This window comes from Mesorhizobium sp. M0678 (assembly GCF_040320505.1).
In the GTDB taxonomy this organism is placed as follows: Bacteria; Pseudomonadota; Alphaproteobacteria; order Rhizobiales; family Rhizobiaceae; genus Mesorhizobium.
In genome coordinates, this window is the sequence record NZ_JAMYPT010000001.1 from 660,259 (window position 1) to 677,003 (window position 16,745).

The 16,745-nt window shown below is 61.3% G+C and carries 13 protein-coding genes and 1 pseudogene; 7 read left to right on the forward strand and 7 right to left on the reverse strand.

Translation table 11 applies throughout. The features are described 5' to 3' along the window. Positions 1–62: 62 nt before the first annotated feature. A complete protein-coding gene (locus tag NKI29_RS03300) occupies positions 63–884 on the forward strand; it encodes an SDR family oxidoreductase (protein WP_352457508.1) in 822 nt (273 codons plus the stop codon). 28 nt (positions 885–912) lie between these two features. Then, positions 913–1,029, forward strand: a pseudogene (locus NKI29_RS03305) (alpha/beta hydrolase); the annotation flags it as partial. Positions 1,030–1,167: 138 nt separating this feature from the next. Here the strand turns inward: NKI29_RS03305 and NKI29_RS03310 are convergent. Beyond that, positions 1,168–2,586 (reverse strand): DEAD/DEAH box helicase, encoded by a 1,419-nt coding sequence (locus NKI29_RS03310; protein WP_352754730.1) that lies wholly within the window; start codon positions 2,584–2,586, stop codon positions 1,168–1,170. A gap of 388 nt (positions 2,587–2,974) precedes the next feature. Here NKI29_RS03310 and NKI29_RS03315 point away from each other — a divergent pair, with 388 nt between their 5' ends. Beyond that, positions 2,975–4,507: an acyl-CoA carboxylase subunit beta gene (locus NKI29_RS03315; protein WP_352795550.1), complete on the forward strand. Its 1,533-nt coding sequence runs from the start codon at positions 2,975–2,977 to the stop codon at positions 4,505–4,507. A gap of 7 nt (positions 4,508–4,514) precedes the next feature. After that, a complete protein-coding gene (locus NKI29_RS03320; RefSeq protein WP_352754729.1) occupies positions 4,515–5,585 on the forward strand; it encodes a M48 family metallopeptidase in 1,071 nt (356 codons plus the stop codon). A 44-nt stretch (positions 5,586–5,629) separates the two neighbouring features. Here the strand turns inward: NKI29_RS03320 and NKI29_RS03325 are convergent, their stop codons facing one another. Together NKI29_RS03325 and NKI29_RS03330 are read right to left on the reverse strand one after the other, a co-directional pair. After that, positions 5,630–7,633: a hypothetical protein gene (locus tag NKI29_RS03325; RefSeq protein ID WP_352754728.1), complete on the reverse strand. Its 2,004-nt coding sequence runs from the start codon at positions 7,631–7,633 to the stop codon at positions 5,630–5,632. After that, a complete protein-coding gene (locus tag NKI29_RS03330; protein ID WP_352681322.1) occupies positions 7,630–9,159 on the reverse strand; it encodes an NAD(P)H-hydrate dehydratase in 1,530 nt (509 codons plus the stop codon). Before NKI29_RS03330 ends, NKI29_RS03325 begins: the two co-directional genes overlap by 4 nt. 357 nt (positions 9,160–9,516) lie before the next feature. Between NKI29_RS03330 and NKI29_RS03335 the strand changes: the two genes are divergently transcribed. After that, positions 9,517–9,855 carry a P-II family nitrogen regulator gene (locus NKI29_RS03335; protein WP_019857988.1) on the forward strand — a complete coding sequence of 113 codons (339 nt, stop codon included), beginning with the start codon at positions 9,517–9,519 and terminating at the stop codon, positions 9,853–9,855. 54 nt (positions 9,856–9,909) lie between these two features. After that, a complete protein-coding gene (glnA, locus tag NKI29_RS03340) occupies positions 9,910–11,319 on the forward strand; it encodes a type I glutamate--ammonia ligase (protein WP_352457514.1) in 1,410 nt (469 codons plus the stop codon). 115 nt (positions 11,320–11,434) lie between these two features. On the opposite strand, the gene NKI29_RS03345 is transcribed toward glnA, so the two are convergent. Then, entirely contained in the window at positions 11,435–12,475 is a 1,041-nt protein-coding gene (locus NKI29_RS03345) for a glutamine synthetase beta-grasp domain-containing protein (protein ID WP_352568582.1), read from the reverse strand. 317 nt (positions 12,476–12,792) lie between these two features. On the opposite strand from NKI29_RS03345, the gene NKI29_RS03350 reads away from it, so the two are divergent. Continuing rightward, positions 12,793–12,987, forward strand: a complete 195-nt coding sequence (locus NKI29_RS03350; RefSeq protein WP_352568581.1) for a DUF2735 domain-containing protein — start codon at positions 12,793–12,795, stop codon at positions 12,985–12,987. Positions 12,988–13,071: 84 nt separating this feature from the next. Here the strand turns inward: NKI29_RS03350 and NKI29_RS03355 are convergent, their stop codons facing one another. From NKI29_RS03355 to NKI29_RS03365, 3 genes are all read right to left on the reverse strand, one after another. Next, entirely contained in the window at positions 13,072–14,958 is a 1,887-nt protein-coding gene (locus tag NKI29_RS03355) for an MFS transporter (protein ID WP_352754727.1), read from the reverse strand. Between the two features lie 185 nt (positions 14,959–15,143). After that, positions 15,144–15,935 (reverse strand): ATP12 family chaperone protein, encoded by a 792-nt coding sequence (locus tag NKI29_RS03360; protein WP_352795551.1) that lies wholly within the window; start codon positions 15,933–15,935, stop codon positions 15,144–15,146. A gap of 2 nt (positions 15,936–15,937) precedes the next feature. Continuing rightward, positions 15,938–16,745: DMT family transporter (locus tag NKI29_RS03365; protein ID WP_352795553.1), on the reverse strand; the 808-nt coding region annotated here is incomplete at its 5' end.

Sequence of the window (16,745 nt, forward strand, 5' to 3'; positions counted from 1 at the left end):
CTCTTTTCATTCGATTTCTTCACCGGTAGAGCACAGGCTAAGAAGAGCCGGCGGGGCGCAACATGACACTCTATCGGGCCAATCCGAAGCATGGCGTCGCCTGGATTACGGGCGGCAGCAGCGGTATCGGCCGTTCGCTGGCCAAGGATCTTGCCGCTCGGGGCTATGTCGTCGCGGTGACTGCGCCAGATGACCATCCGATCGATACTCTCATCGTCGAAACGGCGCAGATGGCGGGCCGTGTCGCAGCCTATCCTTGCGACGTGACCGACGAAAAACGCATGGCGAAGACGGTTGCAGCGATCGAGAAAGATCTCGGTCCGATCGTGTTGGCAGTGTTCAACGCTGGAAGCTATATCGCAACGCCGGGCGAGGATCTTGTGGCGCGCAATTTCCGTCGGTCTTTCGAAGTCAATTATTTTGGCATCATCAATGGCCTGCTGCCAGTCATCGAACGCATGCGCGTGCGCTCGCGCGGCCATGTCGTGCTGATCGGTTCGGTTACCGCCTATTTCGGCTGGCCCACCACCGCCGCCTATGGCGGCACCAAGGCGGCGGTCAATATCCTGGCCGAGTCGCTGAAATACGATTTCGACAAGATGAACGTCCGCATCCAGGTGATTAATCCGGGCTTTGTCGACACGCGGCTGACCGAAAAGAACTTCCTGCCGATGCCGGGCTTGATGCCGGTCAATCTGGCCTCGCGCCGCATCGCGCAAGGCATCGAATACGGCGGCTTCGAAGTCACTTTCCCACGCCGCCTGAGTTGGACGCTGAAGTTGCTCAGGATGCTGCCGAGGCCGTTCTGCCGATGGGTGATCAGCACGGTCACCCGCTGGAATGCGCGGCCACTGAATTTCGACCGCAAGCCGCCAGTCGAGTAGGATCGGTGATGGGCGAGCGATCGTGTTTGCGGGTCGCTGGGGCGCCGCACATGAATTGGTGCCGGTCGACGATACCGGCGACCCGGACAACCACGTCATTGCCGGCGACGCGCTGTCGCCATCGACCACGGCTTTCCTCGCGTAGCGGACCGTCGTGTGGATCGAGGCGGTGGTAAGGTGAACCAAAGGTCCCCAAGCAAGAGGGCGACCGAAGCATCGCTCCGGTCGCCCTCTTCAATCGTGTGTGACCAAGCCAGGCTTGGCCGACCGCAACACGGTCAGATTATGCGGCCCGCGCTGTTGGCCGTTTGCCGCCGAAGCGGCGCTTGTTATTGCCCTTGAAGGGCTTGGCGCCTTCCGGCTTGCGCTCGCCCGCAAAGGCCGGCTTGTCGCCGAACCGCTTCTTGCCGAAGCCGTTGTTTGCGCCGCCGGGCCGCCTGCCGTCGCGACGGCCATTGTGGTCGTTGCGATCATTGGCCGGTTCGAAGCTGCGCTCGTTCTTCTCGGCGGGATTGCGCTGCGGATCGGGGCTGCCGAGATGGTCGGCAACGATCGGCAGCTTGGTGCGGATGATGCGCTCGACCTGACGCAGCTTGCTGTTTTCAGACGGGTCGCAGAGTGTGATGGCGATGCCGTCCATGCCGTTGCGGCCGGTGCGGCCGATGCGGTGGACATAGCTCTCCGCCTCGTCCGGCAGGTCGAAATTCACCACATGGCTGATGCCGGGCACGTCGATGCCGCGTGCAGCAATGTCGGTCGCCACGAGAATGCGCACCGAACCCTCACGGAAATCGTTGAGTGCCTTCTGGCGGGCGTTCTGCGACTTGTTGCCGTGGATGACGGCGGCCTTGAAGCCGTCGCGCTCGAGATCCTTGGTCACCCTGTCGGCGCCATGCTTGGTGCGCGAGAAGATGATGACGGACTTCATCGCCTCATCGGCAAGCATGTTGGCCAGCACCTGGCGCTTCTGCTTGGTGCGGGCAAAGACGACACCCTGCACGATCTCGGCTGCCGCGGTGCTGTGAGGAGCGACTTCGACGCGGATCGGGTTCTTCAGCAGGCCTTTCGCCAGTTCGGCGATCTCGGCCGGCATAGTCGCCGAGAACAGCACCGTCTGACGGTCCGGCGCCGTCGCCTTGGCGATGCGCTTCACGTCGTTGATGAAGCCCATGTCGAGCATGCGGTCGCCTTCGTCGAGCACCAGCCATTTGGTGTCGGCAAGCATCAGGTCGCCTTCACGCACAAGGTCGGTCAGCCGACCGGGCGTTGCGATCAGGATGTCGACGCCGGGCGCAACCTTCTTCACCTGGCTGAAGCGCGAGACGCCGCCCAGCACGAGCGCGGTCGATACATGCGCGCCCTTGGCGAGCAGCTTGATCATCTCCTCGATCTGCACCGCGAGTTCACGTGTCGGCGCCAGGATCAGCGCGCGGGCCGTCTTCGGCCGGCGCTTGGTGCCAAGTGCGATGATCTTCGACAGGATCGGCAGCGCGAACGCCGCCGTCTTGCCCGAGCCGGTCTGGGCGATGCCGAAAATGTCGCGGCCTTCGAGCTGCGGCGGGATCGCCTGGGCCTGGATCGGCTTCGGATCGGTAAAGCCGGCGGCATTGGTGGCCTTGAGCAGTGCGCCGGTAATTCCAAGTGCGGCGAAACCGTTCAGTTCCCCAGCGTCCTTACCGGTCAAAGTGTTTTCATTGGTCAAAATATTCTTCTTTCATGCGGCTCCTGGCCGCAAACATCAATGGGCGGCAGGGCGCAACCTGCCGTCGAAAATTGTCATGAAACGACAAGGCGGGCGGACATTATCGTCCGCACGGCTGCGCTGTCGTGCCCGCAGGCATCATGCCACGGGGCTTTTTCGCCACCTTGCCGATCTGTCGGGAAGAGGGAAAACAGACGCAACCAGTCTCATTCGTCGAGAAGGCCGGATTATCCCGGCCCAAGCGCCTATGCCGCCGCATATGGCCCAGTTCCCATCGAAATGCAAGGGGCCCGATGCTGCAGCGCAGCAAAAGCCATAAGGAAGCGGCGCTTGCGCTCTCTCGCTGGCATGATTACCACAATGCAGCTTTCCGTTTCGGGGACCGGTCATGAAGGACGTGCTGAAGGAACTCGAGCGCCGCCGCGAGATCGCCCGCATGGGCGGCGGCCAGGCCCGCATCGACGCCCAGCACAAGAAGGGCAAGCTGACCGCCCGCGAACGCATAGACGTCTTTCTCGACGAGGGCTCGTTCGAGGAGTTCGACATGTATGTCGAGCACCGCTCGACCGATTTCGGCATGGAGAAAACCAAGATCGCCGGCGACGGCGTCGTTACCGGCTGGGGCACCGTCAACGGTCGCCCGGTCTATCTTTTCGCCAAGGATTTCACCGTGTTCGGCGGCTCGCTGTCCGAGGCCCATGCCGAAAAGGTGGTCAAGGTCCAAGAGATGGCGCTGCGCAATCGCGCGCCGATCATCGGCCTTTACGACGCCGGCGGCGCCCGCATCCAGGAAGGCGTGGCGGCGCTCGGCGGCTATGCCGAGATCTTCCAGCGCAATGTACTGGCCTCTGGCGTCATCCCGCAGATTTCACTGATCATGGGCCCCTGCGCCGGCGGCGATGTCTATTCGCCGGCGATGACTGACTTCATCTTCATGGTTCGCGAAACGTCCTACATGTTCGTCACCGGGCCGGATGTGGTGAAGACCGTCACCAACGAGACGGTCACCGCCGAAAGCCTCGGCGGCGCTTCTATCCACACGACGAAGTCCTCGATCGCCGACGGAGCCTACGACAATGACGTCGAGGCGCTGCTGCAGATGCGCCGGCTGATCGATCTGCTGCCCGCTTCCAACACGGCGGAAATTCCCGAGATCGAATGCTACCAGTCGGTCACCGATCACGATCTGTCGCTCGACAGGCTGATCCCCGACAATGCCAACAAACCCTACGACATCAAAGAGTTGATCCTTAAAGTTGCCGACGAGGGTGACTTCTTCGAGATCCAGCAGAATTTTGCGAAAAACATCGTCACCGGCTTCGGCCGTGTCGAGGGCCGCACCGTCGGCTTCGTCGCCAATCAGCCGATGGTGCTGGCCGGCGTGCTCGATTCGGATGCCAGCCGCAAGGCGGCTCGTTTCGTGCGATTCTGCGACTGCTTCTCGATCCCGATCGTCACCTTCGTCGACGTGCCGGGCTTACAGCCCGGCACCGCGCAGGAATATGGTGGGTTGATCAAGCACGGCGCCAAGCTTCTGTTCGCCTATGCCGAAGCGACCGTGCCAAAGATCACCGTCATCACCAGAAAGGCCTATGGCGGCGCCTATGACGTGATGGCCTCGAAGCATCTGCGCGGCGACATGAACTATGCCTGGCCGACGGCGCAGATCGCGGTGATGGGCGCCAGGGGCGCGGTCGAGATCATCTACCGCAAGGACATCGGCGACGCGGAAAAGATCGCGGCACATACAAAAGCTTACGAGGATCGCTTCCTGTCCCCCTTCGTTGCCGCCGAGCGTGGCTATGTCGACGAGGTGATCATGCCGCATTCGACCCGCCGCCGCATCGCCCGCGCGCTCAGGATGCTGCGCAACAAGGATATGCAAAACCCCTGGAAGAAGCACGACAACATTCCGCTGTGAGGGGTTGATGTCGCGCCTGGTCCTCTATGTAGGAGCGCGTTTCGGCAGGTTTGCCATCCTGCTCTTCGTCCTGCCGCTGTTTTGCCCAATACTCCTGTGGTTCTGGTTCCTCGATTGCTATCCGCTCGCTGTCATCGCGACTGGCGTTGTTGCAATCCCGGCCGCGATGCTGGCCATCGTTCTGTTGATCGGGACATTGTTCGCCGGTTTTCGACCCAGCAAGGTGGACGGGATTACTCGGGAATCAGCCCCGAAATTGTGGGCTGTCTGGGAGAGTATTGCCGGCAAACACCGCGCCAGCCGCACGAGCATCATCCTGAGCGACGATCTCAACGCTAGCATCGGTGAAGAGCGGCCGTTTCTGGGCCTGCTTGGTCGCAGGGCAATTCTCACCGTGGGCCTGCCGCTGCTCGCAGCGACCGACCAAAAGGGGTTTGCGGCGATCTTGGCCCATGAGGACGCCCATCTGAAAAATAAAGATACAAATGGCGGGCTCAACCTGGCCGAACTCGAAAAGAGCTTCGATCTAATCTTCGACTTCGCCCCACCGGGAAAAACCGTTTCAGGCAGCCTGTTCTACTGGATGCTTGGCCCGCTGTCGCGCACGCTGGAGCGCGAAGAAATACGGTTGTCGCGGCGGGCGGAAATTGACGCAGATCGTCATGCAGCGATGTCCGGCGATGCACATGAAACGGCGCGCGCCCTGCTACTGATCGGTGCCGCCAGTGCATTCTTCGATGACCAAGTGTATATTCCGCTTAAACGTGAACTGCTTGGCACCATGGTACCGCCTCGTCCACCACTTGAAAGAGTTCTGGCGGCCGCCAGTCACCTGTCGAGGCTTCCCATCCTGCAAGAATATGCGCAAAAGGCCTGGGACGCGCCAGATAACGAAAGCGCGGATCATCCGCCCTGGTCCGAACGTTTGACTGCTCTTGGATTTAGCTCGGCTCCAGAGATAGAACCAGTTCTGGTTTCCGCCTTGTCGAGCCTGCTGAGCGATGAGATCGTCGCCGAACATGTCCGCCATTTCGACGGCGAATGGACATCGAAGATCGCCGACTATCTCGATCGATAGCTATCCACCTGAAACTATAGCGGCTAATGCCCAGTCGGCGCAGGCTATTCCGCTTCCGCCGCTCCGAACCCGGCCCCCCTCGTCGCGCGGACAGCGCCCGACCATGGCGTGGCGTGATTGTCGATGCGCATCTGGAAGATAAAATAAGTCGGCGAGCAGAAGCCGATGCCCTTCACTTTGCCGATACCGGGAATGTCGGGCGGCAGCGACTGGCACATGTAATCCTCGCGGCAGAAATGGTCGGCCGAGCAGGCAGGACGATTGCCGCGATTGACGGCGCCGCCCAGGCACTGGTCGAAATTATTGGTCGCCACGCAGGTGTCGAATTTCTTGCCGCCGACCAGCCCGCAGATCTCGTTGGGCATCGGCTTGCCCGTCTTGAAGGCGGCAAAGCTGCGATCCCGGTCGTCGCAGCCGCGATAGGCGATACCCGCCGGCACACCGATCTTCGGCGGTCGGCAGGTGTAGGCGGCGCGCGAAATGCTTGGCGCGAACGCCGCGAACTGACCGGTGATGGTATAGCGGTCATTGAAAGGCTGTGCCGGGTTGCTGGCGATCGAGCCGGTCAGGCACGGATGGCCGGAGAACATCTCTTCGCTGTGCTTGGGCAACAGGCATTGCGCCAGCTTGGTGCGTACGCCGGACGCGGTTGCCAGCTGCGTGCAGACGGTGCCGGCGCCGCATTGCCATGTTGCGCCGAAGCGGGCCGCATCCTGTGGCATCAGGCACGGCATCGCCATCTCGGCCGGCGAATAGGCGATTTCGCCGGCATCGTTCCAGGTCGCCGGCGGCGCGAACGATAACGGGCGAAAGCGGTTCGGTTCCTTGCCGTCGGCAGTCGCGCGCAGCCAGGCGACGCGGCGCGGGATGTCGGCGTGGAGATGCGGGGAGATGCCGACCTCGATGCGGTTGAGCGGCGAGGTCGTCTTGTCGTCGAGGCCGATGAAATGGAAGCCGGCGGTCGAGCCCGCCTGATGGCAGCCCTGGCAGGCGCCGTTGTCCAGCCGCTCGACCAATGCCTCCGGCGTGCGCACCAGCTTCAGCGCGGAGAAATCGACACCAGCGAAATCCGCGGGCTGGAACAGTGGCGTGAACGGGTGGTTGGCCTGCCTTGCACTGCCGAAGGTCGACCACGAAATGACCTTCCTTGCCAAGAATTCATCGGGGATTTGGTAGACGCCGAGATCGACCGCCGCGACGCTGGTGCGGACATAGTCCGCAAGTCTTGCTTTCAGCGCGGCGTCTTCGGCAAGGCGTGCCGCATCGGGCGTGTTTTCCAACGGCTTTTCGCTGGCAGCCGCTCCGTCGATGCCGAAAATTCGCATGAGATAGGCAGCCTGCCCGCCGAATTCGGTCTCCTGGCCGGAGGGGAAGCGCACCACTTGCGCATTGAGCTCGAGCTGCTTGAAGGTGAGCGCCGCCCTGTCCAGCGGCCCACCGATCAGCCAGCCGGCATCGACGTTCTCGTCGAGCTGTGGTGCCCAGCGCCCGGCGACGCCGACACAACCGCCATCGGCATCCGGCGCGGCATTGTAGACGGCACTGAAATTGAACGGCAGGCGCGAGCCCAGAACCTTGCCGTTTTTCTTGAAACTATAGGATAAGCGATAGACGAAGCGCACTTCGCCGCAACTCGTATCGCCTTGCAGCGCGGCGAAGTCGAGCCGGTCGAGCCGGTTGACTACGCCGACGAGGCGGAAGCGCGCGGCATCGGTCCTCAGCCAGCGCATGTCCATGACACGGCCAACATTGCCGTCGGTCACCTCGTAGAGCGGCCGACCGCCGGCCTTCATCTCGGCCCGCAATGCTGCGACGTCGCTTGCAATCGTTTCGACGATCGCGTGATAGGCCGGCGCCTTGTCGTAAAGCGTCTTCAAATCGCCCTTGCCATCGACGCCGAAAATGCCGGCGAACCCGTAACCGTTGCTGTCGAGGGCGACGAGAACGGCCGGGTCGTCGACGATCGTCAGCGGAGTTTCGGCGTTCGCAGCCTGCGCCATGAATACGGCGCTGACGATCGCAACGAGCAGCGTGAACAGGCGGTTCATTCGGCAGCTATCCCGCGACTTTCGATAAGCTCGCGCAGGACCGGCACCAGCGCCAGCGGCAGGTCCTCGGCGATCATCCCCGGTCCGAAACGGCTGCCGGCCTCGGCATGGATCCAGACTGCTGCACAGGCCGCTTCAAAGGCCGGCATGCCCTGCGCCAGCAGCGCGGCGATGATACCCGACAGCACGTCGCCCGAACCGGCGGTGGCCAGCCAAGGCGCGCCATTGCCGTTGATCGCTGCCCGGCCATCGGGGGCCGCAATCACAGTGTCGGCACCCTTGTAGACGAGAGTGGCGTTGGCCCGTTCGGCTGCGGCGCGTGCCTTGGCGAGTTTGGACAGGTCCTGGTCCTCGGCGATATCTGAAAAAAGCCTGGCGAATTCGCTGTCATGCGGCGTCATCACCAGAGCCGGCGCGCTCGGCCGGCTGGCGGCTTCGAACAGGGCATCCGGCGCGTCGCGAAACGAGGTGACGCCGTCGGCGTCGAGCACCAAGCCCTCAATCCCGCCGCCCTGCCCATGGGCGCCATTCAGCACGGCCAGGACGAATTCGCGCGTCTTCTCACCAATGCCAAATCCCGGGCCGAGCACGAAGGCCGATGGCCCACGGCTGCCGACGAATTCGTCCACATCCGCGACAGTGTCTACCTTGCGCAGCATGATCGAGGTCAGATGCGCCGCGTTCACATGGATGGCGTTCGCCGGCGACAGCATGGTGACTGCCCCTGCCCCGCTCCTTGCCGCGGCAAGCGCCGACAGCCGCGCAGCACCCGTCGCCGACGGCCCTCCGGAAAAGACGCCGACATGGCCGCGTTTATACTTATGGGTGTCGACGGCCGGAACCGGAAAGCGGCCAAGCCAGAGCGCCGGAATGTTCTCGAATGTTCGTGGTTCAAGCTGCGCAACAACACTGTCGCTTATGCCGATATCAGCGAGCATGATTTCGCCGCACAGCTCGCGCCCCGGCAACAAAAGATGGCCTGGCTTTTTTCGCGCAAAGGTCACGGTGATTCGGACGCGGAAAGCCTGACCGAGGACATTGCCGCTCTCACCAGAGACGCCCGACGGCAGGTCGACCGCGACGACCGGCAAATTCAACTCCGCCACATTGTCGATCGCCTTGGCGGGGTCGCCGGAAAGCGGCTTGGACAGCCCCGCCCCGTAAAGCGCATCGACCACGATCGAGCCCGTCTCGGCAACGAAATCCGACAGCGGCCGAGCTTCAACCGGACACTCCGAGGCAGCGACTGCTGCATCGCTGCCTCCTTTAGGCGATCCGGACGCCCATACCGAAACGTCGACGGCGCTCTCCCGAAGGATGCGCGCCACGACATAGCCGTCGCCGCCATTGTTGCCGGGGCCGCAAAGCACGTGGACGCGCGTTGCGTTCGGGTAGCGCTTGAGCACCACGGCAGCAACCGCAGCACCGGCATTGCGCATCAGGCCGATGCCGTCGAATGGACCAGCGGCAATCGCCAGCCGGTCGGCCTCGGCCATGTCGGACGGAGACAGAAGCTCATTGCTCATGCGGGCGACATGCACATCATTTCCCCAAGCATTGTCCAGTTTTTGATCCGACGCAAACCACGAAGGTCCCCAAGCAATTTGGCGGCGTACATCGTTCGGGACGACGGCGCGCAGCTGCCCATGAAATACCCGATCTGCCCAATTTTTGTGCGGACGGCAGGACCGGCGGTGTGTAGGCTCGCGGCATTCATGGCGCATCCGACGCAGGGAATGACGCGAATGTACATTCCCGCGTAGCATGGTATCCAAATCATGTGAGGCCGTTCGGCGCCCCATCAATTGGCACAGTTCGTGCTTGATTGAGGCGCAAGCGGGGCTCACAACCCGTCTTTTTTGGCAGTGGAGGCCACTTTTTACATGAAAAAGATCGAAGCGATCATCAAGCCGTTCAAGCTAGACGAAGTGAAGGAAGCGCTTCAGGAGGCCGGCCTGCAAGGTATCACCGTTACCGAGGCCAAAGGGTTTGGCCGCCAGAAGGGCCATACCGAGCTTTATCGCGGCGCCGAATATGTCGTCGACTTCCTGCCGAAGGTGAAAATCGAAGTCGTGCTCGGCGACGATGCGGTCGAAGCCGCGATCGAAGCCATCCGCAAGGCGGCCCAGACCGGCCGCATCGGCGACGGTAAGATCTTCGTCTCCAATATCGAGGAAGTGGTGCGCATTCGCACCGGCGAAACCGGCATGGACGCCGTCTGAATTTTCCCGTTAAAAGGCCATGTTCAAAACGTCATCACATAGGGAAGCAGGGACATGACGACAGCCAAAGACATCATGAAGCAGATCAAGGACAACGACGTTAAGTTCGTCGATCTGCGCTTCACCGATCCGAAGGGCAAACTGCAGCACGTTACGATGGATGTCGTCGAGGTCGAGGAAGACATGTTTGCCGATGGCGTCATGTTCGATGGTTCCTCGATCGCTGGCTGGAAGGCGATCAACGAGTCCGACATGGTGCTGATGCCGGATTCCGATACGGTGCATATGGACCCGTTCTTCGCGCAGTCGACCATGGTCATCCTGTGCGACATTCTCGATCCGATCTCGGGGGAATCCTACAACCGCGATCCGCGCGGCACCGCCAAGAAAGCCGAGGCCTACATGAAGGCCGAAGGCATCGGCGACCAGATCTTCGTCGGCCCGGAAGCCGAGTTCTTCGTCTTCGACGACGTCAAGTACAAGGCCGATCCCTACAACACCGGCTTCAGGCTGGATTCGACCGAACTGCCGTCCAATGACGACACCGACTACGAGACCGGCAACCTCGGTCATCGGCCGCGCATCAAGGGCGGCTATTTCCCGGTGCCGCCGGTCGATTCGGCGCAGGACATGCGCTCGGAAATGCTCACCGTGCTCGCCGAGATGGGCGTGCGCGTTGAAAAGCACCATCACGAAGTGGCCGCCGCCCAGCACGAGCTCGGCATCAAGTTCGACACGCTGGTCCGCAACGCCGACAAGATGCTGATCTATAAATATGTCGTGCACCAGGTCGCCAACGCCTACGGCAAGACGGCCACTTTCATGCCGAAGCCGGTGTTCGGCGACAATGGCTCGGGCATGCATGTCCACCAGTCGATTTGGAAAGAAGGCAAGCCGACCTTCGCCGGCAACGAATATGCCGGCCTGTCCGAGAGCTGCCTGTTCTACATCGGTGGCATCATCAAGCATGCCAAGGCGATCAACGCCTTTACCAACCCGCTGACCAATTCCTACAAGCGCCTGGTGCCGGGCTATGAGGCGCCGGTGCTGCTCGCCTATTCGGCACGCAACCGCTCGGCCTCCTGCCGCATTCCGTTCGGCTCATCGCCGAAATCCAAGCGCGTCGAGGTCCGCTTTCCCGATCCGGGCGCGAACCCCTATCTCGCCTTCGCCGCCATGCTGATGGCCGGCCTCGACGGCATCAAGAACAAGATCCACCCGGGACAGCCGATGGACAAGGATCTCTACGATCTGCCGCCGAAGGAATTGAAGAAAATCCCGACCGTCTGCGGCTCGCTGCGCGAGGCTTTGCAGAGCCTCGACAAGGACCGCGGGTTCCTTAAGGCCGGCGGCGTCTTCGACGACGACCAAATCGACAGCTATATCGAGCTCAAGATGGCCGAGGTGATGCGCTTCGAAATGACGCCGCATCCGGTCGAATACGATATGTACTATTCGGTCTGATCCAGATCGTTGCAGCCAACAAAAAAACCCCGGCAGAGACGCCGGGGTTTTTTATTGTGATGCGATTGGAGAGAAAGTCACGGCGCAGACCTGAGGTCTACGCCGGGACGAATGCTCAAGCCGCGGCCGAAACTTCGGCGCTGGTAGGGACGGAGGCGGTCGTCTTCAATATCTGCGAGGCGATCTGGTAGGGGTCACCCTGCGAGTTCGGGCGGCGATCCTCGAGATAGCCCTTGTAGCCGTTATTGATAAAGGAATGCGGCACACGGATCGAGGCGCCGCGGTCGGCGATGCCGTAGCTGAACCTGTTCCAGGGCGCGGTCTCGTGCTTGCCGGTCAAACGCTTGTCGTTGTCCGGCCCATAGACGGCGATGTGATCCATCAGGTTTTTGTCGAAGGCTGCCATCAGCGCCTCGAAATAGCCCTTGCCGCCGACTTCGCGCATATAGGCGGTCGAGAAGTTGGCATGCATGCCGGAGCCGTTCCAATCGGTGTCGCCGAGCGGCTTGCAGTGATATTCGATGTCGATGCCGTACTTCTCGGTCAGGCGCTGCAACAAATAGCGCGCCATCCACATCTGGTCGGCGGCCTTCTTGGAGCCCTTGCCGAAGATCTGGAATTCCCACTGGCCTTTGGCCACCTCGGCGTTGATGCCTTCATGGTTGATGCCGGCAGCAAGGCAAAGGTCGAGATGCTCCTCGACGATCTGCCTGGCGACTGAGCCGACATTGCTGTAGCCGACGCCGGTATAGTACGGGCCTTGCGGCGCCGGATAGCCGCTCTCGGGGAAGCCGAGCGGGCGGCCGTCCTTGTAGAAGAAATATTCCTGCTCGAAGCCGAACCAGGCGCCCTCGTCGTCGAGGATGGTGGCGCGCTTATTGGACGCATGCGGCGTCACGCCATCGGGCATCATGACCTCGCACATAACGAGCGCGCCATTGGTGCGGGCCGGATCCGGGTAGACGGCGACCGGCTTCAAAACGCAGTCGGAGCTGTGGCCCTCGGCCTGCATGGTCGAAGAACCGTCGAAGCCCCACAGCGGAAGCTGGTCGAGCGTCGGAAACTCGGCATAGTCCTTGACCTGCGTCTTTCCGCGAAGATTGGGAACCGGGGTGTATCCATCGAGCCAAATGTACTCGAGCTTGTATTTCGTCATTCTAGCCTCTCGTTGCTTGATCACCGAACCCTGGATGGCGCCGGGGCGAGCCGGCCTATCCAGCAGCCGACCTGCCGGATTATCAAAAAGCAATTCGTGTGCCATTCTCGCCGGCGACGGGTGCGGCAAAGTGAGGTCGCATCGGCGCAAAATTGCCGGGCCGCTGCAAGGTGCGCTGGGATCACTCACAAGCATAGTTTGCATAAATAATGTGCAACTAGTGATCTTTTTATAATCATATTGCCTAATTCGATTGCTGAACCTATCTTGGGGAAAGGTTGAATCGGCTAGGTTCTGTCGAAGAAAGGAAACCGACAATGGAAATCACTTCCACTCGTCAGTCGGCCAAAATCCTGATGTTCCCGGTGGCAGCGCGCGTGTCTGCCTCAAATTTAAGCGGAAAGGCTAAGTTCGCGGCAGAACTTGCTTCTTTGCGCAACCGCACGGATTTCGGAAGTGCCTGGTATCATGAGGCAGCGATCGAGGAAGCGAAACAGGATCGGAAGAGCTAGGCTTCTCCGTCCGCGTATTTGATAAATTGGCAAAGCCCGGCGCGATCGCTCGCGCCGGGCTTTGCTTGAGCCGGGACAGGTCGGCTACTGCTTGGTGTGCAGGTCTGTTCCGAGGGTATCCCTGACGAAGATCATGCCAATGATCAGCGACATCGCTGCAACGGCGACCGGATACCAGAGGCCGTAATAGATGTTGCCCTTAGCCGCGCTCAGCGCGAAGACGGTCACCGGCAGTAAACCGCCAAACCAGCCATTGCCAATATGATAAGGCAGCGACATGCCGGTGTAGCGGATGCGGGTCGGGAACATCTCGACCAGGATCGCAGCGATCGGCCCGTAAACCATGGTCACGTACAGAACCAGGATGAACAGGATGCCGATGGTCAGCGGCCAGTTGATCTGTGCCGGATCCGCGAACATGGCAAAAGCGCCGGACGCGGGAATGTTGTAGACTGTCACCTCGGTTGCGCCAGCCGCTTCTTCCTTGGTCAGGATCTTGTCAGCGACTGCCTTGTCTGTCGGGACGGTCGTTTTTTCGCCGGCACGAATCGCGGTGGCATCGAGTTTAAGCTCGGGATTGGCAGCCACAAAAGCGTCGAGCTTCTGGTCGGCCACTTTCGATGCCGCACGCTTTAGAGGATAACCTCCATCCTGTAAGGCGATATTGATTGCCTTGCCGAAGGCTGTGTCCTTGGCCTTCAACTGGTCGCCAGCCGCGACCGCGTCATAGGCTTCAGCCGTTTCGTTGCCGATCTTGACCGTTGCAGCAGTTCCGGGCGCGGCTGTCGTGACCACATCGTATGGCACGGAACTCTTCGCAAGGAATGCCGTGGCAACATCGCACGAGCTGGTGAATTTCCATGTTCCGGTAAGATTGAATTGGAAACTGCAGTCGCCCGGTGCGGCGGTGACGGTTGCTCGAACATTTTCCTGCGCGGTAGCTAGAGTGGGATTAGCGGCGCGGGTCAGTGCCTTGAACAGTGGAAAGGTGGTGACGATCGCCAGCGCCAAACCCGCCATGATGATCGGTTTGCGGCCGATCTTGTCGGAGAGCCAGCCGAATACGACGAAGAAGATGGTGCCAAGCGCCAGCGCGATCGCGATCATGATATTGACCGACTGCGGATCGACCTTGAGCACGTTCTGCAGGAAGAACAGCGCGTAGAACTGGCCGTTGTACCAGACCACGGCCTGGCCAGCGGTAAGGCCAAGCAACGCCAGCAATGCGATCTTGGCGTTTTTCCACTGGCCGAAGGCTTCGAACAGGGGTGCCTTGGAGCCTTTGCCCTCTGCCTTCATACGCTGGAAGGTCGGAGACTCGGCAAGTGACAGGCGAATCCAGACCGAGATGGCGAGCAGGACCGCGGAAACCAGGAACGGAATGCGCCAGCCCCAAGCTGTGAAATCTTCCTTGCTGAGGGAATTCTGCACAATCAGAATCACGATCAGCGACAGGAACAGGCCGAGCGTTGCGGTGGTCTGGATCCATGAGGTGTAGAAGCCACGGCGGTCATCTGGAGCGTGCTCGGCGACGTAGGTCGCGGCGCCGCCATATTCGCCGCCAAGCGCCAGACCCTGGAGCAGACGGAGCGCAATCAGCATGATCGGCGCGGCAATGCCCCAACTGGCGGAGCCGGGAAGCACGCCGACGAGGAAGGTCGACAGACCCATGATCATGATGGTGACAAGAAATGTGTACTTGCGGCCGACGAGATCGCCGATGCGGCCGAACACCAGGGCACCAAGCGGGCGAACGATGAAGCCTGCGGCAAACGCCAGAAGCACGAAGATATTTCTCGTTGTTTCCGGATAGGAGTTGAAGAATGCGGTGCCGATCGCGGCCGCCAATGCACCGTAGAGATAGAAATCGTACCATTCGAAAATGGTGCCGAGCGAGGAAGCAAAGATGACCTTCTTCTCCTCGCGCGTCATGCCGCGGCTTGTTTTGCCGGCGGTCGATGCCATTGCCATGAGCGTATCCTCCCGTGTGATTCTGCCAGTCCTCGATGCGGCACTTCATCGTCCGCGTTTCCTCGCAACGCAGACTCAGTGCAGCCATCAGTGCAAAAAATGACAGAAAGCAGTGCCCAGAGGCAGACCGCCTTTGGGATTATGACTTTGGTCTAATGTGCAGTGCGAAATCGCAGGTAGTGCCGTCAGCCTTTGAGAGCGTCGAGCAGTCCGACTGCCGCCATCATGTCGCGCTTGCGGGCCGCGCGGCGCGCGAGCGCCTCGGCATCATGGCCCCATTGCTCGGCCTGCCAGTCCTCGTCGACATGGCCGGCAGCCCAGGCCGCCTCGCCGTCTAGCTCGCCGACATCGACGGCCAGCGCCAGCAGCGCCGATCCGGTCAGCGACGTCATGACGTGGATGGCGGCAAGGCGCAGCGGATCGGCACGTTGGGCAAGATGCTGGCCAAGCAGCGCGATACTCTCGCGCGGCTGTTCGACATGGATCACGCCTTCGGCGAGATGGAACCGGGCGCCGAGCGCGCTGTGCACCCAGTCGATGACGGGATCCCAATGCTCGTTCTGCCGGTCGACGAGTCCTTGGGGCGCATCGGCGCGGTAGCAGAGCAGATCGGACGAGGCAAAGCGCAGGATGTCCTCCAGCACGGCCTGAGGATCACTGGCGACGCCATCGATTGCCGTATTGACCAGACGCATCACCGGCATCGTCACCGGGTTGATGGTCTCCTCCTGTGCGGCGAATTCCTTGGCGACGAGTGCAGCCGCCTTTTCGGTCGGCAGCGCCAGCAGCGCCTTGGCCGGCGTGCGGACGGGCTTGCCATCGAGATGGACGGCAAAACCGTCTTCGACCGGTGCTACCGCGACGGTCTTGTAGAAGCGCTTCGGCAGCGGCGTCTTCATTTGGATCTGGGCGCGACGCACCGGGTCCGGATCGGAGAGCTGCTTTCCAGCTTCGAGGTCGTTCAATATATCGCGCATGCTCATCCGGGACTTTGTTTTCGGGCCGGCCGGTTGACGATGATGAGTCCGGCGGCGATCAGGGCGAGTGCCAGGAAGATACGAACGGTCAGCGGCTCGTTCAAGAACACGGCGCCGCACAGCACACCAAACACCGGCGACAGGAAGGTGAAGCTCGACAGTCCAGATGCAGGGTAGCGCCGCAGCAGCCAGAACCACAGCACATAGGTGAAGGCGACAACGTAGACGGCCTGGAACAGCAGAGCCAAGGTTGGCAAGACGGTAAAGTTGCGGACGGGCGGCCCGGCAAAGGGCATCACCAAAATGCCGACGACGGCGGCCCCGGCCAGCTGATAGAGCAGCAGCTTTTCGGCGCTGGCCGTCACCAGCTTCGACCGCTTGATGACGATATTGGTCACGGCCCACAGAATGCCGGCACCGAGACTGAGCAAATCGCCGCCCAATGTTGCGCCGCCATTGGCGCTCAGTTTATCGGAAAACACCGCGATCAGTCCGGCGAAAGCGAGCAGAAGACCAACCAGCTTGCGTGCCGTGATGCTTTCGCCCAGCAGGAAATGGCCGCCGACCAGCATCCAGAACGGCATGGTGTTGACCAGCAAGGTATTGCGCACGACAGTGGTGTGCTCGAGCCCGACATAGAGAAACAGGAACTCGAGACCGAAAAGCGCGCCTGCCAGGATGCCGGCGAGGAGGGTCTTGTCGGGCGTGAACAGCGCAATGCCGCGCCAGCGGCACCAGCCGAAAACACACAGGCCGCCGATGACCGAGCGGGCGATGGACAGGAAAACAGGGTCGTAGCCGGCATACGAG

Excerpts from the sequence above, each read along its gene's own strand:
- NKI29_RS03300 (WP_352457508.1), top strand. The coding sequence starts at position 63 with ATGACACTCTATCGGGCCAATCCGAAGCATGGCGTCGCCTGGATTACG.
- NKI29_RS03315 (WP_352795550.1), top strand. The coding sequence starts at position 2,975 with ATGAAGGACGTGCTGAAGGAACTCGAGCGCCGCCGCGAGATCGCCCGC.
- NKI29_RS03320 (WP_352754729.1), top strand. The coding sequence starts at position 4,515 with ATGTCGCGCCTGGTCCTCTATGTAGGAGCGCGTTTCGGCAGGTTTGCC.
- NKI29_RS03325 (WP_352754728.1), bottom strand. The coding sequence starts at position 7,633 with ATGAACCGCCTGTTCACGCTGCTCGTTGCGATCGTCAGCGCCGTATTC.
- NKI29_RS03330 (WP_352681322.1), bottom strand. The coding sequence starts at position 9,159 with ATGAGCAATGAGCTTCTGTCTCCGTCCGACATGGCCGAGGCCGACCGG.
- NKI29_RS03335 (WP_019857988.1), top strand. The coding sequence starts at position 9,517 with ATGAAAAAGATCGAAGCGATCATCAAGCCGTTCAAGCTAGACGAAGTG.
- glnA (WP_352457514.1), top strand. The coding sequence starts at position 9,910 with ATGACGACAGCCAAAGACATCATGAAGCAGATCAAGGACAACGACGTT.
- NKI29_RS03345 (WP_352568582.1), bottom strand. The coding sequence starts at position 12,475 with ATGACGAAATACAAGCTCGAGTACATTTGGCTCGATGGATACACCCCG.
- NKI29_RS03350 (WP_352568581.1), top strand. The coding sequence starts at position 12,793 with ATGGAAATCACTTCCACTCGTCAGTCGGCCAAAATCCTGATGTTCCCG.
- NKI29_RS03355 (WP_352754727.1), bottom strand. The coding sequence starts at position 14,958 with ATGGCAATGGCATCGACCGCCGGCAAAACAAGCCGCGGCATGACGCGC.
- NKI29_RS03360 (WP_352795551.1), bottom strand. The coding sequence starts at position 15,935 with ATGCGCGATATATTGAACGACCTCGAAGCTGGAAAGCAGCTCTCCGAT.